The sequence below is a fragment of the Pseudoalteromonas sp. SR44-5 genome, from assembly GCF_014163675.1.
Classification (GTDB): Bacteria; Pseudomonadota; Gammaproteobacteria; order Enterobacterales; family Alteromonadaceae; genus Pseudoalteromonas; species Pseudoalteromonas rhizosphaerae.
Genome location: NZ_JACJDT010000055.1, coordinates 1 through 17,335, shown reverse-complemented (window position 1 = coordinate 17,335; position 17,335 = coordinate 1). Strand labels below are relative to the sequence as shown.

At 44.8% G+C, this 17,335-nt stretch carries 23 protein-coding genes; all 23 read left to right on the top strand.

All coding sequences use genetic code 11. The features are described from left to right. Positions 1-65: 65 nt before the first annotated feature. The 23 genes from H5154_RS20260 to H5154_RS20155 all read left to right on the top strand — a co-directional run bounded on the left by H5154_RS20260 (position 66) and on the right by H5154_RS20155 (position 17,199). Positions 66-953 carry a GPO family capsid scaffolding protein gene (locus H5154_RS20260; RefSeq protein ID WP_182719428.1) on the top strand — a complete coding sequence of 296 codons (888 nt, stop codon included), beginning with the start codon at positions 66-68 and terminating at the stop codon, positions 951-953. A 42-nt stretch (positions 954-995) separates the two neighbouring features. Further along, complete coding sequence (locus tag H5154_RS20255) at positions 996-2,033, top strand: phage major capsid protein, P2 family (protein WP_182719427.1); 1,038 nt, start codon at positions 996-998, stop codon at positions 2,031-2,033. Positions 2,034-2,119: 86 nt separating this feature from the next. Continuing rightward, positions 2,120-2,848: a phage terminase small subunit gene (gene gpM / locus H5154_RS20250; protein ID WP_182719426.1), complete on the top strand. Its 729-nt coding sequence runs from the start codon at positions 2,120-2,122 to the stop codon at positions 2,846-2,848. A gap of 109 nt (positions 2,849-2,957) precedes the next feature. Further along, positions 2,958-3,395 carry a phage head protein gene (locus H5154_RS20245; protein ID WP_182719425.1) on the top strand — a complete coding sequence of 146 codons (438 nt, stop codon included), beginning with the start codon at positions 2,958-2,960 and terminating at the stop codon, positions 3,393-3,395. Further along, on the top strand, positions 3,392-3,862 hold the full coding sequence (locus tag H5154_RS20240) for a phage tail protein (protein ID WP_182719424.1): 471 nt from the start codon (positions 3,392-3,394) through the stop codon (positions 3,860-3,862). Before H5154_RS20245 ends, H5154_RS20240 begins: the two co-directional genes overlap by 4 nt. Then, complete coding sequence (locus H5154_RS20235) at positions 3,855-4,487, top strand: phage virion morphogenesis protein (protein ID WP_182719423.1); 633 nt, start codon at positions 3,855-3,857, stop codon at positions 4,485-4,487. The genes H5154_RS20240 and H5154_RS20235 overlap by 8 nt, the downstream gene beginning before the upstream one ends. Positions 4,488-4,508: 21 nt before the next feature. Continuing rightward, entirely contained in the window at positions 4,509-5,609 is a 1,101-nt protein-coding gene (locus H5154_RS20230; protein ID WP_182719422.1) for a DUF2586 domain-containing protein, read from the top strand. A 10-nt stretch (positions 5,610-5,619) separates the two neighbouring features. Beyond that, a complete protein-coding gene (locus H5154_RS20225) occupies positions 5,620-6,069 on the top strand; it encodes a phage protein (protein ID WP_182719421.1) in 450 nt (149 codons plus the stop codon). Then, positions 6,069-6,701: a hypothetical protein gene (locus tag H5154_RS20220; protein WP_182719420.1), complete on the top strand. Its 633-nt coding sequence runs from the start codon at positions 6,069-6,071 to the stop codon at positions 6,699-6,701. The genes H5154_RS20225 and H5154_RS20220 overlap by 1 nt, the downstream gene beginning before the upstream one ends. Then, complete coding sequence (locus H5154_RS20215) at positions 6,691-6,978, top strand: putative phage tail assembly chaperone (protein ID WP_064436107.1); 288 nt, start codon at positions 6,691-6,693, stop codon at positions 6,976-6,978. Before H5154_RS20220 ends, H5154_RS20215 begins: the two co-directional genes overlap by 11 nt. Then, on the top strand, positions 6,954-7,145 hold the full coding sequence (locus tag H5154_RS24215) for a DUF6890 family protein (RefSeq protein WP_404936194.1): 192 nt from the start codon (positions 6,954-6,956) through the stop codon (positions 7,143-7,145). Before H5154_RS20215 ends, H5154_RS24215 begins: the two co-directional genes overlap by 25 nt. Positions 7,146-7,148: 3 nt before the next feature. After that, positions 7,149-10,193: a phage tail tape measure protein gene (locus H5154_RS20210; RefSeq protein WP_182719419.1), complete on the top strand. Its 3,045-nt coding sequence runs from the start codon at positions 7,149-7,151 to the stop codon at positions 10,191-10,193. Further along, the gene (locus H5154_RS20205; RefSeq protein WP_182719418.1) at positions 10,193-10,522 is read left to right on the top strand and encodes a DUF2590 family protein; all 330 of its coding nucleotides are present in this window, start codon (positions 10,193-10,195) and stop codon (positions 10,520-10,522) included. Before H5154_RS20210 ends, H5154_RS20205 begins: the two co-directional genes overlap by 1 nt. Further along, positions 10,512-11,660 carry a baseplate J/gp47 family protein gene (locus tag H5154_RS20200; protein WP_182719417.1) on the top strand — a complete coding sequence of 383 codons (1,149 nt, stop codon included), beginning with the start codon at positions 10,512-10,514 and terminating at the stop codon, positions 11,658-11,660. The genes H5154_RS20205 and H5154_RS20200 overlap by 11 nt, the downstream gene beginning before the upstream one ends. Continuing rightward, complete coding sequence (locus H5154_RS20195; protein ID WP_182719416.1) at positions 11,653-12,456, top strand: hypothetical protein; 804 nt, start codon at positions 11,653-11,655, stop codon at positions 12,454-12,456. Before H5154_RS20200 ends, H5154_RS20195 begins: the two co-directional genes overlap by 8 nt. Then, complete coding sequence (locus tag H5154_RS20190; RefSeq protein WP_182719415.1) at positions 12,453-13,001, top strand: phage tail protein; 549 nt, start codon at positions 12,453-12,455, stop codon at positions 12,999-13,001. The genes H5154_RS20195 and H5154_RS20190 overlap by 4 nt, the downstream gene beginning before the upstream one ends. Positions 13,002-13,003: 2 nt before the next feature. After that, entirely contained in the window at positions 13,004-13,768 is a 765-nt protein-coding gene (locus H5154_RS20185; RefSeq protein ID WP_182719414.1) for a phage tail protein, read from the top strand. Positions 13,769-13,781: 13 nt separating this feature from the next. Further along, positions 13,782-14,075 carry a hypothetical protein gene (locus H5154_RS20180; RefSeq protein ID WP_182719413.1) on the top strand — a complete coding sequence of 98 codons (294 nt, stop codon included), beginning with the start codon at positions 13,782-13,784 and terminating at the stop codon, positions 14,073-14,075. Beyond that, positions 14,068-14,697: a hypothetical protein gene (locus H5154_RS20175; RefSeq protein WP_182719412.1), complete on the top strand. Its 630-nt coding sequence runs from the start codon at positions 14,068-14,070 to the stop codon at positions 14,695-14,697. Before H5154_RS20180 ends, H5154_RS20175 begins: the two co-directional genes overlap by 8 nt. Next, complete coding sequence (locus H5154_RS20170) at positions 14,694-15,179, top strand: hypothetical protein (RefSeq protein ID WP_182719411.1); 486 nt, start codon at positions 14,694-14,696, stop codon at positions 15,177-15,179. Before H5154_RS20175 ends, H5154_RS20170 begins: the two co-directional genes overlap by 4 nt. Then, a complete protein-coding gene (locus H5154_RS20165; protein WP_182719410.1) occupies positions 15,176-15,880 on the top strand; it encodes a hypothetical protein in 705 nt (234 codons plus the stop codon). The genes H5154_RS20170 and H5154_RS20165 overlap by 4 nt, the downstream gene beginning before the upstream one ends. After that, positions 15,853-16,806 carry a hypothetical protein gene (locus tag H5154_RS20160; protein ID WP_182719409.1) on the top strand — a complete coding sequence of 318 codons (954 nt, stop codon included), beginning with the start codon at positions 15,853-15,855 and terminating at the stop codon, positions 16,804-16,806. Before H5154_RS20165 ends, H5154_RS20160 begins: the two co-directional genes overlap by 28 nt. 222 nt (positions 16,807-17,028) lie before the next feature. After that, positions 17,029-17,199, top strand: a complete 171-nt coding sequence (locus H5154_RS20155) for a hypothetical protein (protein WP_182719408.1) — start codon at positions 17,029-17,031, stop codon at positions 17,197-17,199. Positions 17,200-17,335: the final 136 nt, after the last annotated feature.

Genomic DNA, 17,335 nt, shown 5'->3' with positions numbered 1-17,335 from the left:
GGGTGCAAACTGCAACTACTTTAAAGCAATACGCTTAATTTGCACATATTTAAAAAGGGTTGTTTATGCCAGGTCAACTACGTACTAAACCGTTATCGATTGCCGCTGTAGGCATGACCGTTGACGGCCGTGAAATATCAGAGCAAGACGTAGCCGACATAGTAGAAACCTACAACCCGCGCAAATACGGCGCCCGCATTAATATTGATCACGAATTTAATTGGTCAGGCTGGGCCGCTAAAAACCTGCATAACGTGGATATACCCGGCATGTTGGGCGATGTAGTAAGCGTTGAAGCCTATGAAAACGAAGAAGGCGTTGTGTGTTTATACGCCGTGCTTGCCCCCAATCAAGGCTTTGTTGAGCTGAACAAAGCAGACCAAGCGGTTTACTTTAGTATCGAAATTAGCCGCGATTTTATGGGCTCTGGCAAAACCTACCTAACAGGCTTAGCAGTGACCGACTACCCAGCAAGCTGCTACACCGACCGAATCCATTTCAGTAGTAAGAGTAAACCAGACGACAAGGACGTCGCCTTATTAACCGTTGATTTAGGGTCATGTGAGCCAATCGACACACCACCTAAAAAACCCTTTTTTAAACGATTATTATCATTCAATCAGGAAGAGTCCGACATGAAACCAGAAGAATTCGCAACCGCGTTAAAAGACGCGCTAGGCACACCGTTTGCCGAGTTTGGTAAAAAGCTCGATGGCTTAACAACAAAGCTTGATTCGTTTTCAACCACACAAGTGGAAGCTGAAGAAGCGCAGCCAGAAGGCGAGCAAAGCACAGAGCTAAGCCAAGTTAAAGAAGAATTATCTTCAACTAAGCAGCTGCTTACTGAGCTAACCGATAAGTTTGAAAAAGCATTAAAAACACCTGCGGGTGGCACAACCGACGCCGACGACGAACCAGAAGGCGAAGAAGGCAAATACAGCAAATTGCTGTAAGTGCATCACCTTAACATTACTTAGCAACACGCAGGAAAGCAGATGAAGACAAGAACCCAAGAATTATTCGTCGCCATTATGGCAGGCATGGCCGTTAATTACGGCGTTACCTCTATGAGCGAACAATTTAACGTAGAGCCAACAGTAGAGCAGCGTTTATACGATGCCGTTTACGAGTCAGCTGAATTTTTACAGATGATCAACACCGCACCGGTTGATGACCTTGTTGGTCAATCGGTGATCATGAGTGTAGACGGTGGTATTACAGGCCGCGCAGGGGTTGAAACTGACGATACCAAAGAGCGTAAAACCCGCGACGTATCAAAGCTCGCTAAGCGTGAATACCGTTGTTACCCGGTTGAATGTGACATTCATATCACATGGGTAAAAATGGATCAGTGGTCTAAGTTCCCTGATTTTCATAATCGCTATCGTAACCACGTTCGCCAAGCAATCGCACTCGACATTATTAAAATTGGTTGGAATGGTACACACGTAGCCGATACAACCGACATTACAGCCTACCCAATGATGAACGATGTAAACATTGGTTGGTTGCAGTTGATCCGCCGCGATGCTCCAGAGCGTGCAATTAGTGAAGGCGCAACCGCTGGCGAAATTCGCATCGGTGCCGATGGCGATTACGAAAACTTAGACCAAGCGGTGCACGACGCATTGCAAGGTATTCCTGAGCATAAGCGTGCAAATATGGTAGCCATTATTGGCGACGAGTTATTAGCGCACGATAAAAATAAGCTCTACGCCAAACAAGCCCATACGCCAAGCGAAAAAACCAAGATTGAATTGCAGCAGGTGATTGATACCTACGGCGGTTTGATGACTTACAAAATCCCGTTTTTCCCCGCACGCGGCATTTTAGTCACCAGTTTTGACAACTTAAGTCACTACGTACAAACGGGCTCAACGCGTACCAGTGTAGAAAACAACGCCAAGAAAAAGCGCGTTGAGGACTACCTATCACGCAACGATTGCTACTACGTAGAAGACCTTGAAAAAGTCATGTACTTCGAGTCTACCAGCATCAAGTTACCAAATGCCGCCGGCGACGCGTGGGCATAGCAGCCTGATTATTTAGCAGCAGTTAGTCGCCCTATATTCCTTGTTTCGGGGCGGCTTTTTTTCACAAAATTAAAGAGTGTTTTTAAATGAGCTTAGTCAAAAAATCATTAGCCAAAGCAGCAAGCAGCGTACCAACAAGCACTGACAAAAAAGCGCCAACGGTCGCGGCAACAGCCACGAACACCCATGCGCCAACCATTATCACTACGCAAACCGAGTACCAGCTTTATGCAGCGGCCATCGAATCTGACTTAGCTCAACTAAAAACATTTACAGATATTGCAGATAAAGCGACATACAAATCTGAAGCGTTAGAGCGCCAGGATTACTTAGGTTACATCAATCAATATCGACTAAGCGGCCAGTGCCACCCGAACACCGTTTTAGCATGGGTGTTTATTTGGTTGGTTGATCTTAAACGCTGGGATGCTGTGTTAGAACTACTGCCATTTATGGTTGAGCAAAAGCAACCACTACCAACGGTATTTAATACCAAGCATTGGCCTGCGTTCGTTATCGACCAACTCTATGACGATGCAAATTACTACCTAACAGAATCAAAGTTGCAAGGCTTGTTTGATATTAGCTACGTACTGCGCGGCCTGATCAATACCGTAAAAAATCAAGATTGGAACGGCCTTGAAGTCGTAGGCGGTAAATTGTACGCCATTGCTGCCAAGGTTGATGCAGCCCAGCATAACTATGGTAATGCACTGTTATTTGCGGAGCACGCCCAAGCGATTAACGACAAAGCAGGGGTTAAAGGTTTAGTCGATAAGCTAACGAAACAGTTAAAAGGGATCGTTAGCGAATAACAGCTCCAACGCCGGTGGGCAACTTAGCACTTCGTCAGCATTCGTTGTTTGACGCCCTGTGACTAAGTGGCGCCCACACCCAATTTAATGTGTGTTTTACAGGTGCAATATGAACTTAAGCGGTATGCCCCAAGCAGATTTACAAAGCATCAATGTTGATGTGCCAGGTAATGGCTATTACCCAGCATTGAGCACCGCGTATTTTATTGAGCACTACGCAGTTGCCCAAGAGTATGCCAGCAAAAGTGCGATGCTCGTTGAAAAGCTAAAGCGTGCACAGGGTGAAATTAACCAAGAACTAGCAAGCGCGGTGCTCACCAACGGTGAGCCACTAAACGCTCAACAAGTCATGTTTTATAACGATGCGGTTTATAGCAAAGCCAAGGCGCATTTATTGGTATCAAAGCTGGGCAGTACGCACCGAGACAACGCAACAGCACAAAGCCAAACTGCAATTGATAATTATGATCACTGGCAACGCGAAAGCATAAACGCCATGCGTTTACTGCAAGCACTGAGCCCTAACTTATCGGTAGCGCTGTTATGAGTCAGAGCAAAATAGCAATGCTTAAACAGCATTTAGCCACTGCCGTATATCAAGGCCACAAACTTGCGCTCGATACCCAGTTTGATAGCTGGATAGAAGGCGGGCGCATAGAGCCAAGCAGCAAAACGGTCAATGGCAACGGCTTATTAGCTGCGCGTTTTTATTACTCAGGGGTTATTAGCATAAACCCTTGTGCAGCACCGGCAGCATTGATCTGTGCGTTTGCATCGTTTTGGTTGCAAAACAATGGTGGGCGTTATGACAGCACCGACATTGAATTTAGCGCCGACGTAAACGACGACAACAGCAACGAAGTAGAGCTAACGATAGAGCAGTTATGTGAAGACATCGAGCTAATACACACACCTAACGGCCCATTTGAATTAAACGGTAGTCGTTATGATTTTGGTGAACAAAGCCTGTGGATAGCTGAAGCGTTCACACTGCATGGTGAAGTAAGTGCTTAACGTCAAGTTTGACGAAGGGCGCAGTAAAGAACAATTAGCGTTTTTACAGCTTAAGCCAAATAAACGCCGCAACCTATTGCGCAGTGCAATACGTGCAGCAAACAAAAGCAGTAAAGAGCGCATTACTGGGCAACGTGATCTGGTAGGCAAAACATGGCAAGGCAGAGCCAACGGCAAAAAAAAGAAAATGCTCACCAAGCTAAAGCGCAACATGAAAGTACGTTACGGCGCCAATAGCGCAGGGGTTTATTTTAGAGGTGGCAACAGCGGCAAAATAGCCCGCGCTCATCAAGAGGGTGTAAGCCTAGATGTAGGTAAACCCAAAGGTTTAGCTGCACAGAATAAAGAAGGGCCAGCCACGCGTAATTTAGCCCGGGCACTAATAGCCGAGGGTTACACAATTCCACGCGGCAAAGGTAAGGGCAGTAAGCGCCCCAGCATTAAATGGATTACAGAAAATTTAAGTATTAACCAAGCAGGGTTTTTACTGCGTGATTTAAAGGGCAGCTCAGGCAAGAGCTCATGGCAAATTGATTTGCCTGCCCGCTCTTTTTTAGGGCAAACCGTTACTGAACAAAAACAGCAACAAAGTTTTATTTTAAACAAAGCTATGCACGTGGCGTAGCGCAAAGCAAAAGGAACGACCATGGCACAAGGTAAAGTATCCGTTGCCGCCATTCAAACAGGCAGTGGCGCTACAAAACAAGTAGAGCGCAGCGTATTATTTTTAGGCCAAGCGCCCGAAAATAATGGCAGCATTTTACCCATTAACGCACAAAGTGATTTTGATGATTTGTTTGGCGCTGCCGACTCACCATTAAAAACCCAAGTAAAAGCATGGCAACGCAACGGCGATGACCTAGTCAGTGGCTATGCCATCCCGCATGGCGCCGGTGATGATGTAATGGCCTTAATTGATGAAGCAATGGATCAAGACATCAGTCCTGAAATCATTGTTATTTGTACGCCTGTCACAGGTAAAGCCGAAATCGAAAGCTATCAAGCAAAAGCGCTTGAAATCCTGTCAGGCCAATCGCGTTACGTGCGCTTTTTATTAGCGGCACCAGGTTTAACGCCTGAGCAAAATTGGTCAGATTTAGTAACTGCATTACAGCCATTAACTGATGGTGTAGTAGGCGAACGCGTTGCAGTGATCCCGCTTTTATTTGGTGATGAACTCGGCGGCGTAACAGGGCGTTTATGTAAAAGCTCAGTCACTATTGCTGATAGCCCAATGCGTGTACTCACTGGGGCATTGTCACTGATGCCACACCCAACTGATGCAGCAGGCAAACCGCTTACTAATTCAACCACTGCGGCACTGGATGCACAGCGTTTTAGTTGCACGCAGTTTTACCCTGATTTTGACGGCACCTATTTTGGCGATGTAAACATGCTGGATGCTGAAGGCGGTGATTTCCAAAAAATCGAAATAGGCCGCATTGTCGATAAAGCCGCGCGTGCCGTTCGCATCATCGGTATTCAAAACGTTAAAAATCGCCGCTTAAACAATAGCAGCACCGGTATTGAATTTGGTAAACGCATCATGGGTAAACCACTGCGTGATATGGCGCGATCAGTAAACATCGGCGCCGACAAATTCCCCGGTTTAATTGACGCCCCAAAAGACGACAGTATTAACCTCACGTTTATGGATGCGACCACGTTGCAAGTTGTGCTTAAGGTTAAGCCAATCGATTCACCCAGCACCATTATTGTTGGGATCATGTTAGATAACGCAGAGTAGGAGCGCGAACATGCAAAAGGTATTAGGCGGTAAAGACTTCGATATTTTTATCGGGGGCTCGATGGTTCACGTTATGGAAGCTACTTGCAAAATTACGGATGGGCGCACCGTTAAAAAAGTGCGTGGTATTCCAAAAGGCTTTATTGACGGCGACGTAGAGGGCGAAGTAACGCTAAAACTCGATCACGAAAACTGGTTATTAGTGCAAGCGCAAGCCGAAAAAGCAGGCAGTTGGAAAGGCATTGAACCCTTTGATGTGGCATTTAATGCAGAAGTATCCGCCGGTAAAAAGAACGTTGAAGCGTTTGGTTGCTTGCCGCAGTTAGACGAGATTTTAAACATCAAAGCCGATGGCGGCGAAGAAGACACCACAACAATTAAGTGTCCGATCACCAGCCCTGATTTTGTCAAAATTAACGGCGTGCCTTATCTAACCGCTGATGAAGTGAGAGATCTGTAATGACTAAAGCCATTCGCACACTGACTGCCACAACATTACTAAGCACCCTGCAAGCATGTGGGCATAAAGTATTTGAGGGTGAATTAAACCTAAACATTATAGGTATTCGCCATGCAAACACCCGCGCCAACACGTTTAACGATGCAATTTGTGTGTTGTATCAGCAAAACAGCGAATGGCAGTTAAAGCAGTTTAAAGCCACAACGGATGCCGGTATTTACTGGCGTAAACACCCAATGAATGTAGATGGTACAGCCGTGCTAATTGCAGGGCAGCATAAAAGCCTGTGGACATTGGGTTATCACCAGGGCAAATACCGTGCCCTTGTACAACATAAACCGGTTGTTGTTCTACGTGACAACAACCACGACACCGAGTTAGACACGGACGTCACACCCCAAGCAGTACTACAGCAAGGTTACTTTGGCATTAATTGCCACCGCGCAAACAGCAAGGTCACATCAACGCAAGTTGATAAATGGTCAGCCGGTTGCCAGGTGTTTGCAAGTCCTAATGACTTTGATGAATTTATTGCTTTGTGTGAGCAATCAGCAGCCAAGTATGGCCCTTATTTTACCTACACACTGCTAGAGCAAGCAGATTTAAAAGAGAGTATTGATCATGGCGTTTGAGAAACACATCACATTAGAAACCCCCGTTGGCGACATTACATTTAACGTCAATGGCGCTGACTATAACAAATACATTAACTCGACTCAGCCGAATAACAAGGTGCAGCCGGCAACTAACTTTTTGCTAAACACAGTGGTTGAAGCCGATGCTAAAAAGCTAAAAGAGCTGGTACAGCAACCAGGTGCCGCATTGTTTTTAGTGGGTGCCATTGTTGAAGAATATCAACCCGAGTTTAATTTTACGGTAAAAAAATCGAAAGCCGAGCCAAGCAAATAGGCAAAAGCAGGCTTGATCAGTTACTGGCATACCACGCTAAATATTTTGGCAATTTAGCAGTAACTGACGAGAGCTTGGCACAGGCGCTTTACCTTGAAACATCACAGCAAGAAAACTTTGTAACCGCCGTAAATAACGGCATTTGCACAGCATTAGGCGGCGAGTAATTAATGGCAACACTCAGCAAATTAGACAAGCTTACTTATTCAATCGGCATCATTGACAAAGTCACTGGCCCGGTTAATAAAGTCATGGCTAAAATTAATCAGCTGAGCCAGCAAACCGCCGCCGCCCAAGACCAAATGATGCGCGGCGCAGCCACAGCCGTGGGTGGTGGTTACGCCCTTGCAAAATCACTTGCGCCTGCAATTGATCACGTTGCCGCATTGGGTGAAGTGCAATCACTGGGCGTTACTGATGACGCCCTGCAAAAGCTTTCTAAAACATCGTATGAATTTGGCTTTCAATTTGGTGGTAACTCTGCCGAATTTGTCCGCAGTGCTTACGATATTCAATCAGCCATTGCCGGCTTAAATGGTGATGAGCTATCCGAGTTTACTAAAACATCAAACATATTAGCTGTAGCGACCAAGGCGGATGCGGCCACCATCACCAGTTATATGGGCACCATGTATGGCATCTTTGAAAAAACCGCTAATAAGATGGGCAAAGCGAATTGGGTAAACCAAATAGCAGGGCAAACCGCCACCGCCGTACAGCTATACAAAACCACTGGTGCAGAAATGCAAGCCGCGTTTTCAAACCTTGGGGCGACCGCGACAAACATTGGCTTAAGCTCGGCTCAACAATTCGCGTTAGTGGGCGAACTGCAACTGGTTGCTAAATCAGGATCAGTGGCTGGTACACAAGCGGCTTCATTATTACAAGGGATTGGTAAAGCGCAAGATGCATTAGGCATAAAATTAACCGCTGATAACGGCGACATGCTCGCGATTGATGTGGTGCTAGGGCGTATTAATAACCGCTTATCCTCGCTGGGTTCTGTAGCGCGTGGCGATGTACTGACCCAAATATTTGGTAAACAAGGCGCAAAAGCCGTTGATGTACTCAGCACTAAAGTAGACAAATTAAAAGACGGCATCACCGTTTTTGAAAACGTGCAAGATAACTCCAAAGCCTTGGAAATGGCAAACATCATTGCCAGCCCATGGGATCGTTTAGGCGGTTCATTTAATGCTGCAGCCACCGCAATGGGTAACCGCTTATTGCCTGTGGTTGAGCCGTTCGTTGAAATACTCGCAGCCGGCTTTGCGGGCATTGTGTCACTGACTGAGCGATTCCCGTTTTTATCAAGCGTGATCGCAACGCTGGTTGTGGTTATCGTCGCGCTGATCACGGTTCATGGCATCATTATTTTTACGATGGGCCTGTATAAAATGGCGCTTGTTTCAAGTGCCGCGCTAACAGGTGGCTTAACCGTATTAACAAAACTATGGCAGGGGGCGTTAATCGCACTGCGTGTATTGGGCTTTTTATCACTCATTGCCACGATGGGCGCGGCGGCCATTGCTATGGGAACATTTAAAGCGGTTATGCTCGCAGGCCAAGCGGCTACGTGGCTATTTAATGCGGCGCTTTGGGCAAACCCAATTACGTGGGTGGTAGCAGGTGTTATTGCACTCATCGCAGCCGTTGGGGCACTTATCTATTATTGGGATGATTTAGTGACTGCGTTTCAAAATACCGCTTGGGGCAAAGTATTAATGGCGGTGTTTGATAGTGTGAAAGCGGCCTTTAATGGGGTAATTGATAGCGTTAAATGGGTGCTTGAAAAACTCGGCCTGATTGACGATACAGAGGCAAAAATAAAAACAGAGGCAACCTCAACACACGAAAACATTAACCGTGCTCAGCCTAGCAATTTAGTCATGCAAAATGCAGGTCAAGCATTCAGCGGTGACTACGGCCAAGCCGTGATCAACAAAGCCGCGCAAGTACCAGGCAACAAAGTCAGCGCCAACCATGCTGCAGTGAATGATGTTACATATTCAAATCGAACGCAGTTAAACGCAGGCCAAACGAATAATGCTATTAACTCAGCATTACAAAGTAGTCATGCCATTGAGCAAACAAATAACGCGCTGACACAAATCAACGCGTTAAATAACAGTGCTGTAGATTCAGTTGTAGCAAATGAACACACCAACGCAGTAACCACAGCCACGAACGATAGCGTAAAATCAACAAGCGCTAAAACGGCCAACATCAATAACAGCGCTATTTACTCGGCTGTTAACGATGCTGTGTATTCAACAAGCACAGCAATGAGCAATGCAACTAACCCAACATTGCAAAATAGCATTGCTACAAACCAAACAAGTAACACGCACGCACAAACTAGCGCGTTAAATAACAGTGCCATAAATTCAGTTGTAGCGAATGCACAAACCAACGCAGTAACCACAGCCGCGAACGATGGCGCAAAATCAATGAGCGCGACAACGGGCAACATCAAGAACAGCGCTATTAACTCGGCTGTTAACGATGCTGTGTATTCAACAAGCACAGCAATGAATAGTGTAATTAACCCAACATTACAAAACAGTATTGCTACAAACCAAACAAATAGCGCGCTTACTCAAACCAGCGCGTTAAATAACAGTGCCATAAATTCAGTTGTAGCAAAGACACAAACTAACGCAGTAACCACAGCTGCGAACGGTGTCGCAAACTCAACTAGTGCAACAACGGCCAACAAAAATAACAGCGCTATTAACTCAGCATTACAAAACAGCTCAGCTACACATAACTATGCTGGTTATATTGCACAATCAACGCCGTTCGCACCGCAATCAGCGCTACAAAATACCGTTGTTAGCACAGCTAACAATTTTACTAACGCTGCCAATTCACCTGTTTATAGTAGTAAACACGTACAACTTACCCGTGTTAATCAAGGCGCAGCGCCATTACAGCCATCGCCCGTGGTCAAAACAGATCAGGCAATTACCAACGTAGCCAATGCCAGTGCTTACAAAGTTGATCAACTAAGCACTGAGCAACAACAGCAAAGCAATAGCTATAAAGCCAAAGTGCAAAAATCAGCGTTTTTACAAAACCTAACGAGCAATACACATAACAGCAGTAGTTCAAGCGACAGCGATAACCGTAAGAGCGTGCACATTGACAGCTTAACGATTAAGTCAGACGACGTAGCGCAAAGCTTTGAGCAAATGATGGAGTTAGCTGGCTAATGAACTTTGATATTGCACTACACATTGATCTCGCGATTGAAGATAACGACTTTGTACTAAACGACTCGTTAAGCCCAAGCACATTAAAAAAAGCCGATGTAATTGGCCAAGACATAAAGCACCGAATTTTAGAAAGCGGCTTATTGGTAAAGCTCATTGGCCTGCGAAATAAAAACGGCATAGCGCCGATTTTAACTGAGATTGAATTACTCACTGAGCAAGACGACCGCATCAAGCCGGGCACAATAAATGTGTACCGCAATGACGACGGTACATTAAGCATCACCGCACAAACGCGCCAATACGGGGGGATAACGAGTGGAATTTAAAACACTGATGCAAAAAGCGGGGTTGCCACTGGATGAGCAAACTGCGCAAACGCAGTGGCAAGCACAGCTAAAAAAGCAAAATATCCAAGTTGCGAACAACTCACCGTTTGGCCCCTTCTGGCGAACCGTTGAAGCGCTGATCACAAAGCCCGTTGTGCAGCTATTTAATTGGATAGCAACCCAGCTAATGCCTGACTTATTTATTATGACCGCCAGCCGAACTGCATTAATTGAGCGTCACGGCCCCGCGCGTAATGTATTTATTCAAGCGGGCGTAAAAGCACAAGGCATACTCACGTTCAGGCGAAGCAATACCGAAGGTGAAACCTCTATCGTTGCCGGCACGCAAGTGGTGACTGATATGCTGGGCGATACAGCTTACATGCTTGCATTGTTACAAGATGTTTATTTTAGCGACGGCCAACGCATCGCGTATGCACACGCTGAGGCCACCGATACAGGCGCCGCATTTAACTTACCCGCTCATGCTTATCGCTTTTTTATTGAGCAACAAGACGGGATCACCGTAACAAATAACGACGACTGGTTAATTAAGCCTGGTTCTGACGATGAGAGCACCGAGCATTATCGCTTACGTATTCGTAATGTGTTTGGCACAGCCGCGCGCTGGCATATTAACGCCGTATACAAGCAAATTATTGCAAGCTTTGCTGTACCAATAGACAACATTGTTATTGAAGTAAACGCCCCGCGTGGTCCAGGTACTGCAAATGCGTATATTTATTTAGACGTTGGCCCCGTACCAACGGCATTACTTAGTGCCATCAATCAGCATATTCGCACCGCAGGCCATCATGGCTTAGGGGATGACTTTATGGTCTACGCCATGGCGACCACTGGGTTTAATATTACTGCAACGTATAAATTACATGATAATAGCCAAGCTATTCAAAGCGATTTAACCACGTTTATACAAGCCGCATTTCGTCAAAATGCAGCGTATGCACCCACACGTGTAGCGCATCAAACAGTATTCAGCATTAGTCAATTAATTACAGAGTGCCATGAGCAGTTTAGTCAACTTAAATCAATCAAGTTTGATATTGACGACATAACCTCCGCTAATTGGCTACCTGTACTTACATCATTAACCGTTAACGAGGTGGTAAATGGCTAATGAAATCGCAACCTGGTTAAACAAAGGCTACGCCGAAAAACTGGTAAAAGCGGCAACCGGCTATTGGGGGCAATCACGCGACTATGTTATGTGGGCAGTAAACCAAAAAGACGAATCGAAAAACGAAGAGCCCGTATTAGGTTTTTTAGCATGGGAGCGTTTAACTAATCGCTTAGATGACGAACCAATCGAGCTATATCGTAAGCGCGTACAGCATGCATTGGTTAATACCATTGACGCCGGTGAAGTAGCCTCTGTTAAAAGTATTTTTGACCGTCTAGGGTTAGAGATACTTAACGTGCGCGAACGAATCGACGGCCGAGATTGGGACATTATCGCCATAGATATGACTGATACAACGCTTGCCAGCGCTAATGAGCTATTACCAGAGCTAATACAGCTCTATGGGCGAACTTGCCGACGCTACGAATTGACCGTGCATAACAAAGCCGATGTGTCGCTGAGCGTAGGATTAACCCACGTACAGTGGGATAGCTGTCACATTGATCACCCACTGCATTTAGCCGCACAAAATAAAGCCCAGCAGCAATACAGCCACGGTTTTACTGATTTGCAAAACGAAAGTAGCCATGCGCCACTGCATGCAATAACGCACGATGTAAAACACACATTACCAATTGAGCAGCTATATCAATTTTTAGGGTGCGACAACCTTGTAAGTAATACACATCACCAAGCAATCACCACCGATGTACAGCATGTTATTGCCGCACATCATCACTATGGATTTTTAAGTAAAGAGGGCGGTGTCAGTATCGCCAAGGAGCCATTATGACCCAAGCGATCACCGGCATTATGACCAATGCCGGTAAAGGTTACATCACAGCCCGCGCACTAGAAAATAAAGGGCTTGATGTAAAGGAGTTGGTATTAGCAAACGTACCAAATCTAAACGAAAGCGCACAGCGTAATCCGAACGAAAAAATGCCCAGTGCGCTACAAATAGTACACAGACGCGACATTGATGCAAAAGGCTATGTGGATGCAAATACCGTCGCCTGGGCTGTGATACTTGAGCAAGACGTTGGCGACTTCGACTACAACTGGATAGGTCTAGTAACAAAAGATGGCACACTATTAGCCATTGATTACTTGCCATTACAGCGCAAACGCCAAGGTGTAAACAACGTACATAACCGATCGTTTGTACTCAAGTTTGCAGCGGCTGCGGCACTAGCTCGCATTACTATCCCTGCACAATCATGGATGTTTGATTACAGCCCACAGATTGATTCAATTAACAATGTGTTACTGATCACGGTCACAGCGCAAATTAATAATATGAAACGACATATTCACCGAGTATTAGAGGATAAATAACCATGGCAGATATAAACCAGCAATTAGGTAGTTTGATTGCATCAGCGGATGCATTAACAGAAGTCGTTGCAGGCCAAGTTGGAAAAATTAACGATACATTGGCAAAGCAAGAGCAGCGAATTTCGGCTAAAGAAGCGCAAGTTGATAATTTTATAAGCAGTGCACAACCTGAAAAGCGGATCGTGACGGATATAACGATAGGTGGATCTAGTGATTACTTATACCCGGTGTGGTTTACTTTTCCTCATTCTGGCGGAAAGTTAAAAGTATGGCGCACATATAATTGGAATAGCGACACAAAACCTTTAAATCCATTATCGGAACATCAATGTGGTTTATTTGCTGAGATAGAAGGTAGTTCAACTCCTTGGCATGGGAACCCTGCGTTTATGCAATTAAAGCGATTTGATGAAAGTTATAATCAAGTATTCAGTCATCCTGACTTTAGAATGAACTGTTTTAATGAAAAACTCGACCCTAATTTACCGCTTTATGGTGGCGGATCAGACGGTTTAATCGGTCCGTATTGTTATCGAGCATCAGGGTTTTACTTACGAGGAGGGGGCATTAAGTATCAGTTGATTAGTAACTGGAATATTGATGTTCAGTACAGTGATAAACACGAAACCACGCTCATTAGTGAAGGTATTATTTCTGAGTCATCAGGTTCTTATAAATGGACAGTAAAACCAATTCCGTTTACTGAGCTTAAAAGCCCAATAGGTACTCTTACGCCATTTGATTCAATGCTTCAGCGCAAAGCTTAAATAAGGAGGAAACATGTTTTTTAAAAAATTAACCATTAATGGGGTTAACTTTGTAAATGTACCCGCAGAACCAAATATTTTACTTGAAATGGGTGTTAGCGAAGCGGATGTTGCCACTATGCTAGACACCTTAGCCAAGGAAAATGGACGTTTAGAGGTACTTTCTGAGCGGCTAGCGGCATACAAAGCAGAGTCAGACCCTTTGTATATGGAAGCACAATTTGATGGCACACCCGAGTCACTACAAAAGTGGCGTGATAAAGTATCTGAAATCAAAACCCGTTATCCATTGCCTGACAATGCATAACGTAGCGTTTTGTTATCACCAAACTGCCGCCCCTTGCTCAATGCAAGTGGGCGCGCAGCTGCTTGGATTAGCCATTAAAGACGCGACGCGCACTGATAAACCAGCAAGGTATAGCGGTTTATTGTTGTCAGTAAGTGCAACCGATCCCGCAGCACTTGCCAGTAAGCTGGAATCGATAAACAGCTATTGCCCAATCCCTGAGTTTATAGCCTGCGGTCAATACGCCAAAAGTGACAGCACGTTAGAGCAAAGCAAGCTCGTAACATATGACGGGCAAAGCATAGAGTGGCAAATAAACACCCTGCAAAACCTATTACCAATTCGTGATCTGCAAATAGCGGACGAACTCGCTACAGTAAACGATAGCGGCAAGCAATTAATTACCACGATTTATGATGCACTAAGCCAAACAGCAGAGCTAAAAACAGCCCGCGACCAGCGGCTAAATCAAGCGCAATTTACTGCCCAAAGCAGTGGCTTAGATATGCAATTAATAACAGCCGGCACAGCTAAACAGTTAGCCGGTTCAGTTGCGAGTAAAGGCGGTGATGATCGTTATTGGGCACTGTGTTTATTCGTTGGCGAACTGGACGAACTTAATCAAATTAAAGAGGTGTTATGAGTATCGCGCTAGACGGTTGGAATGTGCCAGGCTTTGAAACTCGTGTAAATGCAGGCATCAAATTAGCCGGCGGCGATATGTCAGGGTTTGGTAGCTTTGCATTGAGCAGTGATCAAGGCGTAAAGCCCGGTACACTCACCGTAAATACAAAAATTCCGTTTGATCAAGAAAGCGAGTTAGCATTACTTATCAGCAAAGCAAAAGCGTTAGACGAAAACGGCGCCCGCATTATTTACACAATTAATAATGCACTCGCACAAGCCTATAAAATACGTAAAGCAAAGTTTGACGGTGAAGTGAAAGCAACTGAACTTGAAGACAAACGCGGATGGCAAGTAGCGTTTAAGCTCGTAGAGGTTCAATCAGTTTCTGAGCGCGAACAACAGCAGCTAGATACAGTAGCAAACCAAAATGCCATAACACAAACAACAACCAGTAACGACGATATTCAAAATAAATTTAATGAGGTCGAAGGGCCATGACCGCGCGGTTTTCAAACTCCTTAAAAATTGGCGGCCAGCATGTTACCAATATTGTTGATAAAACTGTGCAGCTTGATATTGCCAGCACCGGTCGTGCAAAGTTTGAAGTGGTCACAGAGCAAGCGCCCAGCGGATTAGTTGAACTGCACTTAGGGTACACGCTAGATAATATGATCCCGTATTTTCTCGGCGTTATAGAATCAAAGCACCAAGCCAATGGTCGTTGGTATTTAACCTGCCGCGAATTACTCGGCGCGTTAAGCTTTCCGGCACCGCTGGCGGTTCGACACCCGACAATAAACACTGTGCTTGATGAATTGGCAAAACTCGGTGTTGAGTTTGTAACGCCAGAAAACGCAGAATATTTAAATCAAATAATGCCAGCGTTTTATCACAGCGGTACCGGCATTGAAGCACTCAGACAAATCGGCAAAGTATGGGGCATTAATGATTTTATATTTCAGCAGCGCCCTGACGGTAAAATATTTGTAGGCAGTTGGCACGACTCGCGCTGGCCGATGGCAGTCATTAACGATTTTCCAGAGCACACAATAACCGCCAAAAGCTCAACCACTGGCGAGCTAATCGCTATCCCAAAACTAAGACCAGGCATAAAACTAAATGGCCGACACATTACCGAAGTAACACTAATCAACGACAGGATGCACATACGATGGTCAAACAAGCCATTAAACGCCTAATACAGCGCTATTTTCCAGAGCTGAACGAGAGAAAACATTTACCCCAATTGGCGCGCATTGAAAAAATATATGACCTACCAAGTGACGGTGCAGCAGTCAGCACTACATTTAGGCCGCTAAAAGGCGCCGACGTACAGCTATTAAACCCGCGAACAGGCGAGCCATTAGCAGTGCCCGTATTTCAGCAAGTAACACTTGGTACAGGGCAAGCATCTGATCACGGATTATTAAACGAACCCGTACCAGGCATGCAGTGTTTAATACAATATATCGACGGCCTAAACAGCCATCCAGTGATCACCAGCTTATTACCATGGCAAAGCTTAGTGCCAGAGCACAAACGAACCGACGTAACCTTGCAACAAAATAACCGTAGCAAATTACAAGGGCGCGACGGCAACTGGCAGTTAACCACTGATGGCGGCATAACCCAAGATAGTGACACGCGCAAAACAACTGCACGCAAAAGCGAACAAAACTACCACGAACGCACCTGCAGCATAGACAGCCACGACATTACAAAAATCGACGGCAACCAAATCACTGAGGTAATGGGCGCCTTAAAAACAGTGGTCGGCGAAAAAGCATTGATCATAGCCCTTGAAGGATTACTACTCGGTAGCAAAGAACAGGTAGATATTGAAGCCACCAAAAACATGAACCTAACCACGCTCAAAACCCTACACGCTAAAGCAACAGATTTAGCAAAGGTGGAAGGTAAAACAGTGTGGCTAGGAAATAATTCAGTAAACGTTGCTCAAGTACTCCTTGATTTAATAAGCCTGGTTAAAGACATAAACCAAAGCCTAGAAACCCACGGCCATAAAGATCAGGGAGCAGGCCCGCCAATTACACAAGGCGAATTTACAGGCCATAAATCAACAGCTAACTCATTAAAAAACAAGCTTAATCCAATCGTTGAATAACCTTTAATTTAAAATGCATACATATTTTACATACAATTTAATCATGTCACGTTGCAATTGAAAGTTACCTAGTTGGTAACTTTCACAAGTTGCTTTAAAAGGTAATATTTCTATAAAACTTCAAATTTAAAGCTGACAACTAACTATTTTTTTTAGACCAGATTTATGGGTCTTTTTTTCAAATAGACTATGTCTAAGAATTATTTTTTTAGAAGGTAAAAGATGGAAAATAAATTAGAAAGTATAGCTGTGGTTAACACGCAAATGATGGGGGTTCTTACTCTATTGACTGACCATGATAGTTATAAAGATTTGGAAAGTAGTTCACTAGGTGCGCTTTTATATATGCTGCTTGAACAGAGTAGTTCAATACATAAAGAATTGAGAAGTTAATACAGGGGCTGAAATGCCCCTTTTTATTCTGTTGCAGCCTGAGTAGTGTGTATAAATGTGTGTATAAATTATATTTTTTATTTATATAAGTTTAATTTAAACAGGTGCTTATCTAGTTTTGATTATAATCGTGCCA